The 18025-nt window shown below is 71.3% G+C and carries 13 protein-coding genes; 10 read left to right on the top strand and 3 right to left on the bottom strand.

From position 1 onward, the window contains the following. Positions 1 to 16 precede the first annotated feature (16 nt). From eccE to AB0M70_RS28865, 9 genes are all read left to right on the top strand, one after another. The gene (gene eccE / locus AB0M70_RS28905) at positions 17 to 1351 is read left to right on the top strand and encodes a type VII secretion protein EccE (protein WP_365824240.1); all 1335 of its coding nucleotides are present in this window, start codon (positions 17 to 19) and stop codon (positions 1349 to 1351) included. Then, positions 1351 to 2115: a hypothetical protein gene (locus tag AB0M70_RS28900; RefSeq protein ID WP_365824237.1), complete on the top strand. Its 765-nt coding sequence runs from the start codon at positions 1351 to 1353 to the stop codon at positions 2113 to 2115. The genes eccE and AB0M70_RS28900 overlap by 1 nt, the downstream gene beginning before the upstream one ends. A 319-nt stretch (positions 2116 to 2434) precedes the next feature. Further along, positions 2435 to 5803, top strand: a complete 3369-nt coding sequence (locus AB0M70_RS28895; protein WP_365824235.1) for an SCO5717 family growth-regulating ATPase — start codon at positions 2435 to 2437, stop codon at positions 5801 to 5803. A 402-nt stretch (positions 5804 to 6205) separates the two neighbouring features. Further along, entirely contained in the window at positions 6206 to 8116 is a 1911-nt protein-coding gene (locus tag AB0M70_RS28890) for an ABC transporter substrate-binding protein (RefSeq protein ID WP_365824233.1), read from the top strand. 3 nt (positions 8117 to 8119) lie between these two features. After that, complete coding sequence (locus AB0M70_RS28885; protein WP_365824231.1) at positions 8120 to 9202, top strand: ABC transporter permease; 1083 nt, start codon at positions 8120 to 8122, stop codon at positions 9200 to 9202. After that, positions 9199 to 10146 (top strand): ABC transporter permease, encoded by a 948-nt coding sequence (locus AB0M70_RS28880; protein ID WP_365824229.1) that lies wholly within the window; start codon positions 9199 to 9201, stop codon positions 10144 to 10146. The genes AB0M70_RS28885 and AB0M70_RS28880 overlap by 4 nt, the downstream gene beginning before the upstream one ends. A gap of 29 nt (positions 10147 to 10175) precedes the next feature. Further along, the gene (locus AB0M70_RS28875; RefSeq protein WP_365824227.1) at positions 10176 to 11189 is read left to right on the top strand and encodes an ABC transporter ATP-binding protein; all 1014 of its coding nucleotides are present in this window, start codon (positions 10176 to 10178) and stop codon (positions 11187 to 11189) included. Between the two features lie 35 nt (positions 11190 to 11224). Next, a complete protein-coding gene (locus AB0M70_RS28870; RefSeq protein WP_365824225.1) occupies positions 11225 to 12241 on the top strand; it encodes an ABC transporter ATP-binding protein in 1017 nt (338 codons plus the stop codon). 165 nt (positions 12242 to 12406) lie between these two features. Continuing rightward, on the top strand, positions 12407 to 12604 hold the full coding sequence (locus AB0M70_RS28865) for a hypothetical protein (protein WP_365824223.1): 198 nt from the start codon (positions 12407 to 12409) through the stop codon (positions 12602 to 12604). Between the two features lie 78 nt (positions 12605 to 12682). Here AB0M70_RS28865 and AB0M70_RS28860 read toward each other — a convergent pair whose 3' ends face one another. Further along, positions 12683 to 12868: a hypothetical protein gene (locus tag AB0M70_RS28860; RefSeq protein WP_365824291.1), complete on the bottom strand. Its 186-nt coding sequence runs from the start codon at positions 12866 to 12868 to the stop codon at positions 12683 to 12685. A 265-nt stretch (positions 12869 to 13133) separates the two neighbouring features. Here AB0M70_RS28860 and AB0M70_RS28855 point away from each other — a divergent pair, with 265 nt between their 5' ends. Further along, the gene (locus tag AB0M70_RS28855) at positions 13134 to 13334 is read left to right on the top strand and encodes a hypothetical protein (protein WP_365824221.1); all 201 of its coding nucleotides are present in this window, start codon (positions 13134 to 13136) and stop codon (positions 13332 to 13334) included. A 17-nt stretch (positions 13335 to 13351) separates the two neighbouring features. On the opposite strand, the gene AB0M70_RS28850 is transcribed toward AB0M70_RS28855, so the two are convergent. Further along, on the bottom strand, positions 13352 to 14299 hold the full coding sequence (locus tag AB0M70_RS28850; RefSeq protein WP_365824219.1) for a bifunctional riboflavin kinase/FAD synthetase: 948 nt from the start codon (positions 14297 to 14299) through the stop codon (positions 13352 to 13354). A 115-nt stretch (positions 14300 to 14414) separates the two neighbouring features. Beyond that, a complete protein-coding gene (locus tag AB0M70_RS28845) occupies positions 14415 to 17933 on the bottom strand; it encodes a trypsin-like peptidase domain-containing protein (RefSeq protein ID WP_365824217.1) in 3519 nt (1172 codons plus the stop codon). Between the last annotated feature and the right edge of the window lie 92 nt (positions 17934 to 18025).

Raw genomic sequence — 18025 nt, 5'->3', positions numbered from 1 at the left:
ACGGGGGGTTGGACTGATGGCTTCCGCAGCGCGGGCCGGGACGCGGGGACCGTCAGGGCCCGGGGATCAGGGGCAGGTAGCACCCACGGGACCTGGCGCGTCGGCATCCACGTCGGCATCCCGAGGGGCGGTCATCTTCCATCTCCGCGCCCGATCGGCACAGTTCGGATCGTTTCGCTTGCAACGACTCGTGATGATCGAGGTCGCGGCGGCCGTTCTGCTGGCTGCGTGGGTGGTTGATCCGCTGGTGGTCGTACCAGCCGCTGTCCTCGCCGTGGTGCTGGTGCTGTTCGCCGTCGTACGCCGTCGCGGCCGCGCATGGCACGAATGGCTGGGCACCGCGCAGGCGCTGCGGGCCCGCAAACGCCGCGCAGTGGGTACGCCGATTCCGTCGGGTACGGAGCCTGCGTTCGCCCCTGCCGTGGAATGCGATCCCGCCCTGCGGACGTACGCCTACCGGGGCCGGGACCGGCGGCAGGTCGGGATGGTCGGCGACGGAACGTTCGTGACCGCGGTGCTGCAAGTCGAGTCGGACGCCACCGCGTTGCGGGCCGAGCGCGAACGCCAGCCGTTGCCGGTCGGACTCGTACGGGACGCCTTGGACGTGGACGGGATACGTCTCGAGTCGGCGCAGATCGTGCAGCACACCCAGCCGGCCCCCGCGCTGCACCTCCCCCAGCAGTCCGTGGCCGTCAGCAACTACGCACCCCTTCAGGCCCAGACCGGAGCACCCGCCGTACGGATCACCTGGATCGCCCTGAAGCTCGACCCCGAGCTCTGCCCTGAGGCTGTCGCGGCCCGCGGGGGTGGGCTCGTGGGAGCTCAGAAGTGTGTGGTGCGCGCCATGGACCAGCTCGCGAGTCGGCTCACGGGGGCCGGTTTCCGGGCCACGGCACTGTCCGAGGAACAGTTGGCCGCCGCGATCGCCACGTCGGCCGGCGCAAACCCGCTGGTCACGGCGGAGGCCGGACGGACCGGGCTGCCGGAGCGCAGAACGGAGGAGTCCGCACGCGCCTGGCGTTGCGACAACCGCCGCCACACCACCTACTGGGTGCGGCGCTGGCCTCAGTTGGGGGCCGCGGGCGGCCCTTCGCTGCCGCAGCTCGTCGCGCTGCTCACCGCGGTCCCGACACTGGCCACGACGTTCAGTCTCACCCTGCGCCACGGCGAACGGCAGGAAGTGTCGCTGTGTGGACACGTACGGGTGACCGGGCGCAGTGATGCCGAACTCGAAGCCGCTCGACGCGCATTGGAGCAGGGAGCCAGGCAGGCCGGCACGGGGCTGGTCCGGCTCGATCGTGAGCAGCTGCCCGGGATGCTCGCCACTCTGCCGCTCGGAGGCGCTCGCTGATGGCTGTCACGAACACGACCACCCCGGCTGCCCCATCCACTCCGGGTGAAGGGTTCCGTACGGCGCTGCGCAGCGGGTTCGGGCTGCTCGGGCCGCGTCACCGTCGCCATGCGCTCTCCGCAGAGCAGGTGGACGCGCTGGCTCTGCCGATCGGTGACGACGGCGTCGTGATCGGCGTGGACGCGCAGGGCCAGCCCTCGGTTCTCGGCGTCAACCGCCCGACTCCGTACGACGTGCTTCTGATCGGAGGCCTGTGGACGGCCCAGGTCATCGCGCTGCGGGCCGCCGCGACAGGCGCGCGGGTGGCTGTCGAGACCGGGCGGGCGGCTGCTTGGGCCCAGCTCGTGGAGGCGTTGGGTGTCGGGCCGAGCGGCATGTCGGTGCACGACGTGGGGCGGGTGCCCCCGCAGGGTGCGTCGGCGGGCAGCCCGGTCCTCGTGGTGCGGGACTGCGGGATGAGGCCGCCCAGGGGGCGGGTCGTGTCCGGGCCCTGGCAGTCGGTCCTGACATTGCTGCCGTACCTGAGTCCGGTCGCACCTCGGCTGATCCGGCAGGCCCGGCTCGTGGGTGTGCAGCGGGTCTCACCGGACGAGGCCACTCAGATCGGACGGTTCGTGGGGCTGCCGCGCGGTGATGTCGAGGCGCTGCCGACGCTTGCCGATGGAGTGACGTTGTGGTGTGCCGATCGTGACCGGCAGTACGTGATGACGCAGGCCACAGATGCCGAGACCGGATTGTTGGGTACGGCGCGGAGGATGGATTGAGCGGGGACCGACGAGGATCGCTGTCTGCGGACCTAGCGAAATAGCAATAATTTGCCTCTTGTTGCTTGATTTGTCCGTCGCGGTTTCGGATGCGGGGGCCTCACTCCCGTGGGGAGCGTGAGGGAAAGGACAGGATTCGTGGGGTGGGCTGCCCTGCCGTGCTGGTGCTTTTGGTGATTAGGCTGGTACTGGACGCGTCGCCAGAACCCGGGAGTGGGTGGTGCGCGTCCACCACGGGGAGAGCCTTGGCGGATCGGACGACAAAAACGGTCGCCCTCCCACCACGGCACGAGGGTGCTCGACCACATCAGGAGGCATTGTGAACAGCGATCGGGACGAGATCCGCGGGGGCTGGGATTCACCCGTCGATGATCAGTCCGACGCGGAGTCCGCTGCCGAGACGACGGGCGAGTTCACCATCGACTACGCCCCTCCTGCCTGGTATACGCAGAATGCGTCCGGCAGTGCGGGGGAGACTCCTTCGGCTTCGGCTGCGGCCTCTACTTCTGCTTCGGCTGCGTCGCCTGGGGCGGATGACTCGGCTGTGACGCCTGCGTCGCCTGTGTCACCGTCGGAGGCTGCGGCTGCGGCTGCGGTCTCTGAGGAGGCCGTTGTTCCTCCCGTTGTTCCTGAGCCTCCGGCTCCGCTGTCTCCTCCTGTGGGGCCGCCCTCCGTTGTGCCGAAGCTGCCTGTGGGGGGTGGGTTCCAGCCGCGGGCTGATTGGTCTGCGCCGGTTGCTCCGGCTCCGGCTCCCGCTCCCGCCCCGGCCGAGCTTTCGGACTCTGGTTCGCCCTCCGGGGGTGCTGCTGACTGGAGCGGTGCCGTTGCTGGTGTTGCCTCCTCCGTGCATGTGACCGGTGTTGTGCCGAAGCCTGAGGTTGCGCCCGAAGAGGCGGAGCCTGAGGTGGAGCCCGAGGCGGAGGTCGTTGCCGAGCGCGATGGCGATGCTGGTGGGGAGCTTCAGGGGGAGGCTGTTGCTGCTCCTGCTCCTGCGGTCGAGCCTCTTGATGACAGCAGTGGCGATCTTGAGAGTGGCGCCACCATGCGGTTCTCCTCTGCCGCCCTCAAGCGGGAGATGCGGGAGATCGAGGAGCGGGCCGCCGCGGAGGCTTCTCAGGATGACTCCGACGATGAGCCCCTGGCCGCGGTCGGGGTCGGGGACGCGGACGGGGGAGCTGGCGACGATGAGGTTGGCTCTGGCGAGCCGGGCGAGGTCGGCGTCGGTGCCGGTGCCGATGAAGTCGAGGGTTCGGGCGACAGTGCCTCCGACGATGCCGTAGATGCCGAAGACGACGTCCGTGACGCCGTTCCGCAGGACTCCGTTCCTGTTGCGCCCGTCGATGACGTGCAAGACTCCGTTCCGCCCTCCTGGACTCCGCCGCCCGCGCCGAACGGTGGGCTTCCGCCGTTGCCGCCCGCCTTCCAGCCCGCCGCGCCTATCTCTGCGCCGCAGTGGCCCGAGCCGACGCCGCCGCCGGCCCCCGAGCCTGTGCAGCCGCAGCCGCAGCCGCAGGCCGAGGTGCCTCAGCAGGTCGCGCCCGCTCCCGCGCCTGCTCCTGTGCAGCCGCAGGCTCCGCAGCCCGCTCCCCCGGCGTGGCCCTCGCCCACCGGGCCCGTGGCTCCCTCGCCCGTCGCCGATGCGCCGGCTCCGCCGCCCAGTGGGTACGGGTTCCCGCAGGCCGGTGCGCCTGCTCCTGCCCCCGCTCCGGCTCCGGAAGCGGCTGCTCCGCCCGCCGGGTACGGGTTCCCGCAGGCCGGGTCTCCGGCTCCCGCCCCGACTCCCGCTCCCGTGGCGCCTGCTCCCGCTCCGGCCCCTGCTCCGGCCCCCGAAGCGGCTGCTCCGCCCGCCGGGTACGGGTTCCCGCAAGCTGGGGCTCCGGCTCCTGCCCCTGCCCCCGCTCCCGAAGCGGCCGCTCCTCCCGCCGCGTATGGGTTCCCGCAAGCCGGGGCTCCGGCTCCTGCCCCCGTTGCGCCCTCGCAGCAGGGCAGTTACGGGTTCCCCCAGCAGGGGGCGCCCGCTCCGGTTCAGCCCAACTCTCCTGCCCCGCACGGCAGTTACGGGTTCCCGCAGCCGCCCGCGCCTCAGGCCCAGCAGCAGCCCGCGCCTCAGCCGATGCCGCAGGCGCCTGCTCCCGTACCGCCGCAGCCGCAGCCGCAGCCCCAGCAGCCGCTTCCGGCCCAGCAGCCGCCCCAGGCTCAGCCGCAAGCCCAGCAGCCGCCCCAAGCTCAGCCGCAGCCGCAGGCCCAGCCTCCGGCCCAGCCGCAGCCCCCCGTCGATCCCCGTACCGGCGCCGCCTGGCCGCAGCCGGTTCAGCATGATCAGCGTGAGCGGACCAATCCGGGTGCGCCCCTCGGTTACACCGCTGCCGTCGAGTTGTCATCCGATCGGCTGCTGCGCAACACCAAGCCGAAGGCCAAGAGCAGTCGGCCCGCTGCCGGTGGGTCCCGGTTCAAGCTGGGCGGCAAGAAGGAAGAGGCCGAGCGGCAGCGGAAGTTGGAGCTGATCCGGACTCCGGTTCTCTCCTGCTACCGCATTGCTGTCATCAGCCTCAAGGGTGGCGTCGGCAAGACCACGACCACCACCGCGCTCGGCTCCACGCTTGCCACCGAGCGGCAGGACAAGATCCTTGCCATCGACGCCAACCCCGACGCCGGTACGCTCGGGCGCCGCGTGCGCCGCGAGACCGGGGCCACCATCCGTGACCTCGTGCAGGCGATCCCGTACCTCAACTCGTACATGGACATCCGGCGCTTCACCTCGCAGGCCGCGTCCGGGCTCGAGATCATCGCCAATGACGTCGATCCGGCCGTGTCGACGACGTTCAACGACGAGGACTACCGGCGCGCCATCGATGTGCTCGGGAAGCAGTACCCGATCATCCTGACCGACTCCGGTACGGGGCTGCTCTACAGCGCCATGCGGGGTGTTCTCGATCTCGCCGACCAGCTGATCATCATCTCTACGCCGTCTGTGGATGGCGCCAGTAGTGCCTCGACGACGCTGGACTGGTTGTCCGCCCATGGGTACGCCGACCTTGTGTCGCGGTCGATCACCGTCATCTCCGGGGTGCGTGAGACCGGGAAGATGATCAAGGTTGACGACATCGTGTCGCACTTCGAGACGCGGTGCCGGGGGGTTGTCGTCATCCCCTTCGACGAGCATCTTGCCGCTGGTGCCGAGGTCGATCTCGACATGATGCGGCCGAAGGTGCGGGAGGCGTACTTCAACCTCTCCGCGATGGTCGCGGAGGACTTCGTACGGGCTCAGCAGCAGCAAGGTCTCTGGACCTCGGATGGCAACCCGCCGCCGGTCGTGGCTCCGCCCCTGCCGGGGCAGGGGGGTTATCCCGGGCAGCAGCCGTACGGTGCGGCGGCGCCCCAGCCCCAGCCCCAGCCCCAGCCCCAGCCTGGGCAGGCTCCGTACCCGGGGCAGGCGCCTCAGCAGCAGCCTCAGCCGTACGCTCCTCAGCCCCACCCGCAGCAGCCTCAGCCCGGTGGGCAGCCGTACCCGCAGCAGCCGGGGGCTCCGCAGGGGTGGCAGAACGCGGCGCCTCCGCAGGCGCCGGCGCCCCAGGCGCAGCCTCAGGCAGGGCAGGCGCCGCCGCCCGTTCAGCCTGGGCAGCCGTTCCAGCCTGGGGCTCCGTATCAGCCCCCGCAGCCGCCCTCGCCGGAGGCGCCGCAGCAGTAGTTTTCTCCTCCGCCGATCTCAACTGGGCCCGCACCAACCCCTGGTGCGGGCCCAGCCTGTTGTCCCGGCGCCCCGCAGTTCGACTGACGAACAGACTTTCCCGCCCACCCACCCGATTACCCCGCAGCGACCCAAGCCCAAGAGACAAGGGCAAACGGCCACAGGAACACTGCCTCCCCCACCTGCCCCTCCCCCCACCGTCACCCCCCGACCAGCCACGCTTCACAGGTCTTGACCAATGCGGATGAAATCCGGGTCAACTCGTTATTTCCGCAGGCCACATGGGGTTCACCTGCCGTTGACTGACGCAGACTGGCGCTGGTAGACACACACATCAACCAGCTGGCGTTCCTTGATCAACTAGCCATCTCTGCGCGAGCGATGACGCGAGGTCACCGACCCATGGACACACAAGATCAGCACGGCAGAACACGGTCCCACCCCGCCACACCGGCCCCCGCCCCCACCACCGAGGGCCCCCCGAAGGCGCCACCACGCCTCCGCCTCCTCCTGGCAGCCGGCGCCGGAGCCCTCGCCCTGACCGCGGGGCTTGCCTCGCCGCTCAACCCGGCGCCCCAACAGGCCGAGGCCAAGGCGGACGGCAAGGAGACCCTCACCGTCGCGGTGGCCCAGAGCGTCGACTCACTCAGTCCCTTCCTCGCCCAGCGGCTGCTGAGCACCAGCATCCACCGTCTGACGTACGAGTACCTGACGAACTACGACGCCAAGGACAACCACGCCATCCCGGGCTTCGCCACCAAGTGGGAGCCCTCCGCGGACAAGCTGACCTGGACGTACACCATCCGGGACGACTCCACGTGGTCGGACGGCAAAAAGGCCACCGCCGAGGACGCGGCCTGGACGTTCAACAAGCTGATGTCGAAGGAAGGCACCGCCACCGCCAACTCCGGCTTCGTCGCCAACTTCAAGAAGGTGACCGCCCCCAGCCCCACCCAGCTCGTCATCGAGCTCAAGAAGCCGCAGGCCACCATGGCGGCCCTCGACGTGCCGATCGTCCCGAAGCATGTGTGGGAGAAGGTCGGTGACGTCTCCAAGTTCAACAACGACAAGTCCTTCCCCATCGTGGGCAACGGGCCGTTCGAACTCACGGACTACAAGACCGACCAGTACGTGAAGCTGAAGGCCAACAAGGACTTCTGGCGTGGCGCGCCCAAGTTCGACGAGCTGGTCTTCAAGACGTACAAGGACCAGGATGCCGCCGTGGCGGCGCTGAAGAAGGGCGAGGTCTCCTTCGTCGCCGGGCAGCCCGCGCTGACGCCCGCTCAGGCCGCCGAGCTCAAGGGCACCGAGAACGTCAAGGTGAACGAGGGGCCGGGGCGCCGCTTCTTCGCCATCGCCACCAACCCCGGCGCCAAGACCCGCGACGGCAAGAAGTTCGGTGACGGCCATCCGGCGCTCCTGGACAAGAAGGTGCGCCAGGCGCTTTTCCTCTCCGTGGACCGTGAGGCGCTGGTCGACAAGGTCTTCCAGGGGCAGGCCGTCGAGGGCGAGGGGTACATTCCGCCTCGCTTCTCCGAGTACGCCTGGGAGCCCTCCGCCGACCAGAAGCTGTCGTACGACCCCAAGAAGGCGGCCCAACTCCTCGACGACGCGGGCTACAAGAAGAACGGCGACGGCAAGCGGGTCGGCAAGGACGGCAAGCCCCTCGACTTCCGCATCCTGTGTCACGCCACCGACCCGAACGACAAGGCGGTCGGAAAGTATCTGAAGGAGTGGTGGGGCGATCTGGGGATCGGGCTCAAGGTCAATTGTCTTGATGACGTGTCCGTGCCCTGGTACGCGGGTGAGTACGACCTGGCGTTCGACGGCTGGTCGGTCAACCCCGACCCGGACTTCGTCCTCGGCATCCACTCCTGCGCCGCGCTCCCGGTGAAGGCCAAGGAGAGCGCCGCGACCGACAACTTCATCTGCGACAAGAAGTACGACGACCTCTACAACAAGCAGCTTGCGGAGTACGACCCGGTCAAGCGCGCGGAGACCGTCAAGGAGATGCAGTCCTGGCTCTACGACTCCGGGTACATGAACATTCTGGCGTACCCGAACGCCGTCGAGGCCTACCGCACCGACCAGATCAAGTCCATCACCACCATGCCGACGGCCGCGGGCAACATCTACGGTCAGGACGGTTACTGGTCCTGGTGGTCAGCGGTGCCCGCGGATGGGAAGAGTTCCTCCAAGGATGGAAGCTCGACCGGTGTCATCATCGGTATCGCCGCCGCCGCGGTGGTGCTCGTCGGCGGTGGAGTCCTGTTCGCCCTGCGCCGCCGTTCGACCGCAGAGGACCGCGAGTAACGCATGACCGCTGACAGCAATCCCGCACTGCTCGACACCGAGGGCACCGCGGTGACCGACGATCCGGCGTTCGCCGGGCCGTCGGCCCGCGGCCCCCGGGCCCGCAACACCCGCGCCTATCTCCAGTACGTGGCGGGCAAGCTGGGCGGCGCCGCCGTCTCGCTGTTCGCCGTCCTCGTCACCAGTTTCTTCCTGTTCCGTCTCATTCCGGGTGACCCCGTGAAGCAGATGACGGGCGGCAAGCGCGTGTCGTCCGAACAGCTGGACGCGATGCGCAAAGAGTTCGGCCTCGACCAGCCGGTCATGACGCAGTTCTTCGACTACTGCGGCAACGCGCTGACCGGCGACTTCGGCACCTCCTACCAGTTCCACACCCCGGTGATGGACAAGATCACCGAAGCGCTGCCCGCGACGCTCCTGCTCACCGGCACCGCTTTCGTGCTCTACACCCTCATCGGCATCTGGCTCGGCACCCGGACGGCCTGGCGCAACGGCGGGCTCGGGGACCGGGTCCACACCGGTCTGGCGCTCACCCTCTACTCCGTGCCGTCCTTCTGGCTCGGACTTCTGCTCATCATCACGTTCTCCGTCGGCGCCGGTCCGATCCCCGGGCTCTTTCCGACCGGTGGGCTCGAATCCGGCGGCAAGACGGGCATCGCGTACGTCCTGGACGTCGCGCACCACATGGTGCTGCCCGTCATCACCCTGGTGGCCGTGGGGTACGCGCAGACGCTCCTCGTCATGCGCTCCTCGCTGCTCGACGAGATGGGCAGCGACTATCTGACCACCGCGCGCGCCAAGGGGCTGCGGGACGATCTCGTACGCCGTCGTCATGCCGTCCCCAACGCGATGCTGCCCACCGTGACGCTGATGTTCGTGAACCTCGGCACGGTGGTGGCGGGCGCGATCCTCGTCGAGACCGTCTTCTCCTGGCCGGGGCTCGGCGGCCTCTTCTACGCCGCGCTCAGCGTGCCCGACCTGCCCCTCGTGCAGGGTCTGTTCTTCGTGTTCGCCGCCGCGGTGATCCTGATGAACACCCTGGCCGACGTGATCTATCCGCTGCTCGACCCGAGGGTGGGCCGATGACGACCGAAGCAACAGAGCCCGAGGCCCCCGACGTCCCCGAGGTCCCGGTCGCGAAGAGCCCCCGGGCGCTCGCCTGGACCCGCAGGCGGCATTCCGTCGCCCGCTTCTGGCGCGAGTACCGCACCCACCGGGCCGGGCTCTTCGGCCTCGCCGCGCTCGTCGTGATCGCGCTGATCGCCGTCTTCGCGCCGCTCCTGGTCGGCTCGGACGCGCAGAGCGTGACCGACGCGCCCGGCAAGCCGATGGAGTCGCCGAGCGGCGAATTCCCGCTCGGCACCGACCAGTTCGGGCGCGACCTGCTCGGCCTGCTCGTGTGGGGCGCGCGGATCTCGCTGACCGTCGGGCTGCTGGCCGCCGTGCTCTCGGTGGCCATCGGCACGGTCGTGGGGATCACCGCGGGGCACTTCAAGGGGTGGTACTCCACCGTCATCATGCGCGTCACCGACTGGTTCCTGGTGATGCCGACGCTGGTGCTCGCCATCGCGCTGGCCTCGGTGATGTCCAAGTCCATCTGGACGATCATCCTGGCGATCGGCGTGACCACCTGGCCGACGACCGCGCGGCTCGTCCGCGCCCAGACCCTGGCCGTGGAGTCACGCCCGTACATCGAGCGGGCGCAGGCGCTCGGCGGCGGCCACGGTCACGTCATGGGCCGGCACGTCCTGCCCAACGTCATGCCGCTGGTGCTCGCGCAGACCACCCTCGTCATCTCCAACGCCATCCTGACCGAGGCCACGCTCGCCTTCCTGGGCCTCGGTGACCCGACCGTCGTCTCCTGGGGCGGGCTGCTCCAGGACGCGCGCGAGGCGGGCGCGGTCAGCGCAGGTGACTGGTGGTACCTGGCTCCGCCCGGACTCGCCATCGCCGTCGTGGCACTCGCGTTCACGCTCTGCGGACGCGCCGTGGAGTCCGTGCTCAACCCCAGGCTGGGGGTCTCCCGTTGATCGGCTCGAACAAGGTGACGGAGACCAAGGTGACGACAGAACAGCGCCTGCTCGACGTGAGAAACCTCGAGGTGACGTACGCGTCCGGGGCAGCCGCCGTGCGCGGCGTGAACCTCTCGGTCGACGCGGGCCAGAAGCTCGGTGTCGCGGGCGAGTCCGGCTGCGGCAAGTCCACGCTGGCGCTCGCGCTCCTTCGGCTGCTGCCCGCGAGCACGAAGGTGTCCGGTGAGGTCCTGCTCGACGGCGAGGACGTCCTCACCATGAAGTGGGGCCAGGTCCGCGCGGTCCGCTGGGCGGGCGCGTCGATCGTCTTCCAGGGCGCGATGCACTCGCTCAACGCGGTGCACCGCATCGGCGACCAGATCGCCGAGCCGATCCTGCTGCACAAGAAGGCGACGCAGGCCGGCGCGCGGAAGAAGGTCGGGGAGCTGCTCGAACAGGTGGGTCTGCCGGCCGCCCGCGCGGAGGCGTATCCGCACGAGCTTTCGGGCGGGCAGCGGCAGCGCGTGATGATCGCGATGGCGCTGGCCTGCGATCCGCGCCTGATCATCGCCGATGAGCCGACGACGGCCCTGGACGTGATGATCCAGGCTCAGATCCTGCGGCTGATCGAACAGTTGGTGGCCGAGCAGGACCTGGGCCTCATCATGATCAGCCATGACCTCGCGGTGCTCTCCGACACCTGCGACCGGCTCGCGGTGATGTACGCGGGCCGCGTCGTCGAGGAGGGCCCGGCCTCCGAGGTCTACGAGAACGCGCAGCACCCGTACGGCAAGGCCCTCTCGGCGGCCTTCCCGCGCATCGGCGACACGGCGTCCCGCTTCGCGCCGCGGGGCCTGCCCGGCGACCCGCCGGACCCGTCCCTGCTCCCCACGGGCTGCACGTTCCACCCGCGCTGTCCCGTCGCCCTCGACACCTGCGTCACGGAGGACCAGGCGCTGCGGGACGCGGGCCCCCGGCACCGCGCGGCGTGCGTGCACGCGGGCGCGCAGCTTCCGGCGCAGCCGACATCCCCGCCGGCGACGGCGGAGCGTACGCCGTGAGCACCGACAGATCACGCACCGAGGAGCAGCGACGCATGACCACCGAAGACACCCTGCTGTCCGCTGATGCGCTGCTGTCGGCGGGCGACCTGCACATCACGTTCCCCGGCCGCCGTGGCGCGCCGCCCGCGCGCGCGGTGGACGGCGTCGACCTCGACATCAAGCCGGGCGAGATCGTGGCCCTGGTGGGCGAGTCGGGGTGCGGCAAGACGACGCTGGCCCGTTCGCTGCTCGGCCTGGTGGCGCCCACGTCCGGCAAGGTCACCTTCGGCGGCAAGCCCCTCGACTACTCGGGCCGGGCCCTGAAGGCGTACCGCAAGCGCGTCCAGCTCGTGCTGCAGGACCCGAGCGGTTCCTTGAATCCCCGCCACACGGTGTACGAGGCCGTGGCCGAGGGCCTGCGCATCCACGGGTACGGCGGCGACGAGCAGGCGACGGTCGCCGACGCCCTCTCACGGGCCGGGCTCCGTCCGCCCGAGCGGTTCTTCCTGCGCTATCCGCACGAGCTGTCGGGCGGCCAGCGTCAGCGTGTCGTCATCGCGGGCGCGCTGGTCCTCGAACCCGAGCTGATCGTCGCGGACGAGCCGGTCGCCTCGCTCGACGCGTCCGTACGGGGCGAGATCCTCGCCCTGCTGCTGCGTCTGCGCGAGGAACTGGGGCTCTCCGCCCTGGTGGTGACGCACGACCTGGGTCTTGCGTGGAACATCGCCGACCGGGTCGCGGTGATGTACCTGGGGCGGATCGTCGAGACGGGGACGGTGGAAGAGGTCCTGACCTCACCTCAGCACCCGTACACGCAGGCGCTGTTGTCGGTCCTTCCGGAGGCCCCGGGCGCCCCGGTGGTCCTCACCGGCGAGCCGCCGGACCCCTCGCGCATCCCGGGCGGCTGCCGCTTCCACGCGCGCTGCCAGGTGCTCGCCTCGGGTGAGGCGGAGAGGGCGGGCGTGGCGGACCGCTGCCGTACGGAGGATCTGCCGGTGCTCGCGGGCGGCGGCGAGACACAGGTGGCGTGTCACTGGGCGGCGGTCAACGTCGGCGCGTCCGGCGTCTGAGGGAGACAGCGCGGCGGGCGGCGCGTCGGGGTGACGGATCGTTACCTCTTCCCCGTACGGGTGACGCGGCGCCTATCGGGTGTGGGGCTGGGGAGTTACAGAGAGTTCCGGATCAGACACGGACCGTAGTCAACCGCCAACTCCACAGCAATCAAGGAGCTCTTCATGCGCCGTTCCGCCGCCGTCATCCTCGGGGCCGTCGCTCTGCTGGGGGCCGTCGCCATGCCCGCCAGCGCCATCCCGGACCCCGTGGGGACCGTCGACTGCGTCGCGCAGGCGGCCGGTGACGTCACCTCGCTCGTCGATCCGGCCAGCCCCGGCCTCCCCTCCGAGGTGCCGGGCGCGGCGTGCCTCGCCCCGTGACCTGAACACACTGACGTCGTCCCGTACTTGTGCGGCCGCCCATGGCCGCGCAAGTGCGTGACGAGCGAACTCGGTGTGTCAGCCCCACCTGTACCCGTCGCCGAAGTTGAGGGTGTGCTCCAGCACGTCCTCCATCGGGTCGTCGACCTGGCCGGTGCTGATCAGCGAGACGGTGTGCCCGTTGTGGGAGCCGTGGTTCGTCTCGTCGGCGTACGCCGCGCCGGAGCTCAGGACGGGCGGCACTGCCGCCACCGCCGCGATCAGCGCCCAGCGGGAAGTGGTCTTGACCCAACTGCCGTTCACTGCAGCCTCCTTGGACCATGCGAGTGCGGGCCGCCGATCGCGCCCCGCTCGCCGTGCGTAACCGCGGCGCGGCCGAGAAGTCACCGACGATCATACGAAAGGGTCGTCGGACGCCCGGGTGCATGCGTCGCCCGTGTGGGCTAACCCGGCCTCGGCGACCGCTCCCCGGCCGACCCCCGACCGCTCCCTGACCGCCGCAGGAAACCTGAGAGAAAGCAGAGATCACATGCGTCGTCGCCGCGTCTGGACCGTCACCCTGCTCGCCGCCCTCGCCGTGTCCGTCACCGTGATCGCCACCCCGGTGTCGGCGGCGGAGCACGCGTCGGCCAACCCACCGCCGCTGCCGCACATCGAGTCGCTGGTCAACGAAGGGGTCACCGTGGAAGGGCCGCTGGTCAACGGCGTGACCCTCCCCCACCTTCTGTAGCCAGGAGGAGCAGGGGACTACTCGGCGGCCTCGATCAGCTCGCGCGACTTCTTCACGTCATCCGCGATGGCGACGAGCAAGGAGTCGATCGAGTCGAACTTCGCCTGCCCGCGCACGAAGGCGAGGAAGTCCACGGCGACGTGCAGGCCGTACAGATCGAGGCCGACGCGGTCGATCGCGTACGCCTCGACGGTCCGCTCCGTGCCGTCGAACTGCGGGTTCGTCCCGACGGAGATCGCCGCGGGCATCACCTCGCCCTGGGCGTGCAGCCACCCGGCGTAGACGCCGTCGGCGGGGATGGCGGTGTGCGGCAGGGTCTCCACGTTGGCGGTGGGGAAGCCCAGTTCCCGCCCGCGCTGCGCGCCCCGGACGACGACGCCCTCGACGCGGTGCGGGCGGCCGAGGATCTCCGCGGCGCCGCGCACGTCGCCCTCGGCGACCAGGCGCCGGGTGAGCGTGGAGGAGAAGGGCTCGCCGCCGCCGGCCTCACCGCTCACGAACAGGTCGATGACATCGACCTCGTAGTCGTACGTGGCGCCGAGCTCGGTCAGGAAGGCGACATTGCCCGCGGCCTTGTGGCCGAAGCGGAAGTTGGGGCCCTCGACGACCAGGCGCGCGTGCAACTTGTCGACCAGGACCTTCACGACGAAGTCGGCGGGCGACAGCTTCGAGAACTCCGAGGTGAACGGCAGGATCAGGAGCGCGTCCACGCCGAGCTCCGCCATGAGTTCGGCGCGCCGGTGGTGCGGGGCGAGCAGCGGCGGGTGGCTGCCGGGGCGCACGACCTCGGAGGGGTGCGGGTCGAAGGTGACGACCACGGCGGGCACGCCGAGATCACGGGCGCGCTCCACCGCGCGGCCGATGATCAGCTGGTGCCCGCGGTGTACGCCGTCGTAGGAACCGATGGTGACGACGCTGCGCCCCCAGTCCTGGGGGATGTCCTCCAAGCCACGCCAGCGCTGCACTGTCTTTGCTCCTCGCCGAACCTGTGTATGTGTGTCTACGTCCTATTGCCGATTGCGCAGGTCTAAGACTGCCATGCCCGCGCGATCGGGATCGCATCGGAGGGGGTGGCGGGGGTCACGCCGGGACACGCACTCCGGCGAGGTTCTCGATCATGCGGCGGGAGCTGGGACCGACGAGGGCGGACCAGTCCTGCGGGGCCTCGCAGATCCACCGGGCGACCTCGGTGGAGAACCCCGGCACGGAACGGGCCAGCTCGACCAGGCGCCGGTCGAAGGTGGTCGCGCCTTCCGGCGTACGGACCAGTAGTCCACCGGTGCGGTGCACCAGCTCGCGGACCCTTTCCTTGTCGTCGCCGACCGCCACCGCGCAGAGCACCGCGTCCAGGACCTCGGGCTCGCGCTCCTGGACGAGCAGCACTTCGAGGAGTTCGGAGCGCAGGGCGTACGAGGCGTCGGTTCCGGGGGCGGCGACGGCTGTGGCGAGCGCGGCGCGGACCGCCGACGGACGGTTGCGCAGGAGCTCCGTCACCAGCGGGAGCAGGACGGCACGGACGCTGGTCCCCTGCTCGAACCGCAGGTCGAGGTAGGCGGCCACGTGGCCGGCGAGGTCGGGGCGCAGCTCCAGGACGTCGCGTACGAGATCGGCGACGCGCTGGGCGAGGTCGGGCGCCGTCACGTCGGCCAGGGCGCGCAGTACGTCGCCCGGGGTGGGCCCGGGGCCGTACAGCCGGGTGCGGAAAGCGGCGAGGATCTGCTCCGGGTGGGTGTCGAGGGCGGCGACGAGCGCGCTCGCGGGCAGCTGCGGGTCACCGGCGGTGAAGCACTTCAGGGCGGGCCGCAGGTGGCGGGCGCGGGTCTGCGGGTCGCGTACGAGGAGGGCGAGGGCGGCGCCGTGCGGGGAGTCGTCGGCGCTGCGGGCGAGCAGGGCGAAGGCCGTGTACCGCAGGAGCCTGCGGTCGGCGTCCGTGCGCGCGTGCGGGGCGGCGCGCAGGGCGTAGGCGACGGCGGCGACCTGGCGGGCGGGGCGCGTGTCGTGGACCCAGCGGTCGACGGCCCGGCAGATGGCCGAAGGCTCCTCCTCCGCGAGTGCGGCGAGCAGTTCGTCGGCGCGGGGGTGGGCGCAGTCGACCAGGATTTCGGTGAGGTCGTCGATGGCGCGGTGGCGGTGGGTGTGCAGCAGGGCCTGGGCGGCGGATGCGACGGTGGCGTCCGGGGTGGCTTCGAGGGGGCGCTCGTCGGCGAACCAGCGGGTCAGCTGCGACTGCACTTCTGCGGGCGCGGTGGCCAGGAGCTCGGCCACCGCGTCGAGGCTGCGGGCCTGCGGGGTGCCGGGCGGGGGGTCGTGGATCACCGCGTCCCGCAGCAGGTCGAAGCGGTCGTCCTCGGTGAGGGGGAGGCCGAGCCAGAACTCCGCGGGGTACGTGCCTTGGCGGGCGAGGTTCTTGAGGAGCGTGAGGTAGGGCTTCGCGTCGGCCACGCGGGAGAGGGTCTGCTCCAGTAGGCGCCTCGCCCACCAGCGGGGTTCCTGGCCCCTGGCCTCGGCCCCGTCGTCACCCGCACCCGGCGGTCGGCCCTTCGCCTCGGGCGTGGCTGCGCTCGCACCCGGCGGTCGGCCCTTCGCCGCTTCGCGGCATGCTTCCCGCCCACCCACCCGATTGCCCCGCGTCTCATCCGCCGACGCCCGAACGCTCGCCGCTTCGCGGCATGGTTCCCGCCCACCCACCCGACTACCCCCCAACTCCCCCAACCGCGCCCCCAGCTCCCCCGCCCCCCTCTGCCGTCCCAGCAGCAGCAACGCCTGGACCACCGGGCCGATCCTGTGGCGTGGTACCGGCAAGGACGGGGGTGTCGGGTCGTGGCGGAAGACCAAGGACCACAGGGCTCCGTCCACGTCCAGGTGCATTCCCTGGATCCAGTCCGCGAGCTCCTCGTGGGCGAAGCGGTAGCCGTCGCCGGCCGGGACGAGCAGGCCCTCCGTGAGGACCGCGGAGGCCCAGCCCGTGCCCCACGGGAACACCTCCTCGAACGACGCCCGGTCCAGCTCCCCCTGCCCCGGCCCCAGGCACCGCCGCGCGGCCTCATGCACCTGTCCGGACACCTTCGCCGCGAGGCGCCGTACAGCCGCGCCCCGCAGTCCGTTCGCCGCCGCGAGCCGCACCGCCACGCGCAGGCACAGCACGTCCAGATAGGCCTCGAAGATCGCGTCCCGGTCGGGGCGGCCCGGCGGCGGCTCCTCCGGCAGGGCCGCCCGCACCTCGGCGAGCAGCCGCAGGGCGAGGGGGTGGCGCTCGTCGGCGGGGGCGAGCGCGCCGTCCGGGATGCCGTACCGCGCACGGGCGATGCGCGCCTGCCGCTCCGGCAGGTCCCCCAGGTGCACGCGCCCCGGCTGGAGCTCCTCGGGGAAGTAATCCTCTGCCTGTTCCCAGTACTCCGCCCGGCAGCCCACCACGAGCCGCGCGCCCGTCTCCCGCAGCCATTCGCCCGTCCCCCTGCTCCACTGTGCGAGGCGGTGCGCGAGGGCCGGCGGCATCTCCTCGGGGCCGTCGAGCAACAGCAGCAGCGCCCGGCCCTCGTCCCGGACGAGCCGCGCGACCCGCCCCGCGGAGATGTCCCCGAGCCCGTCGTCCGCGGCGGCGGGCGTGTCCTCCGCCGCGTTCGAGGCCTCCAGGATGCGGCCCGCCCGTTCGAGCGCCCGCTCCACCGCGTCGCCCACACCGGTGTCCGTGCCCTGCAGATCGGCGCCGCGCAGCCACAGCGTGGGGGCCGGTTCGGCGCCGCGCGCGCGGCTCGCGGCGAGGGCGGCGAGTTCCGTGGTCCGGCCCGTGCCGGGGTCGCCCACCAGACCGAGCACCTGCGCGGGCCCCGCGGCGAAACGGGTCAACTCCTCGGTCGTGTCCGGGCGTTCCACCGGTTCGAGGAGGGCGGGGCGCGGGCCGTCGGAGCCGACCGACGTCGCCGCCAGGTGCAGCGCGCCCGCCAGGTTCAGGTCGCGGCCGTACGCGGAGACGGTCGCCGCGTTGCGTGCGAGGAGTTCGGCGAGGGGGCCGCCCGGGTCGGCGGCGGCCGCCTCCCGCAGCGGCACGGCGAACCCGGCCGCGCGGTGCTCGCCGTGCAGCGCGGTGCCGAGGACGGCGAGCACAGCGCCGGACGAGGCGTCGACGACCGGGCCACCGGCCGCCCCGCCACCGAGCCGCAGCGCGTCCGCGCCGTCCGTGCCGATCGCCAGCTCCATCGCGGCGTCGAGGAGGTGGAAGCGGTCCGTCGCCGTGTAGGTGACGGAAGCCGGGCCCAGGACCCGCGCCTCGCGCGGGCCGCGCGCGTCGATCCGTACATAGGTGCCGACGGGAACGGTCTCGCGGACCGTGACGGGCAGCGGCCGCAGACCGAGCCCCTCGGTGCGGACGAGGGCCAGATCGGCCTCGGGAAGGGCCACCACGGCATCGGCGGCCACCACGCAGACGCGCTCCCCCGCCGCGTGCAGCACGAGCCGTGCGAGGCCGTCGACGGCCTCATGGCTGGTGATCACCGTGCCGTGGTCGTCGGCGGCGAAGCCCATCCCCCGCGGGCGCCCGGCCAGATCGCAGATCCGCACGAGGGCACCATCGAGCACCGTCGGGTCGCCCTGTCCCGCCATGCCCGAACCTCCCGCGACGCCCCGTCCCTCTCGACGGTAGGTCGGCGGTGATCAGCGGGACAGAACGCGTCGCGAACGCGCCCCCTTCCGCT

The organism is Streptomyces sp. NPDC051214 (assembly GCF_040682375.1).
In the GTDB taxonomy this organism is placed as follows: Bacteria; Actinomycetota; Actinomycetes; order Streptomycetales; family Streptomycetaceae; genus Streptomyces.
Note: the sequence above shows the minus strand (reverse complement) of the source record. Positions and strands in the feature narration are given on the sequence as shown.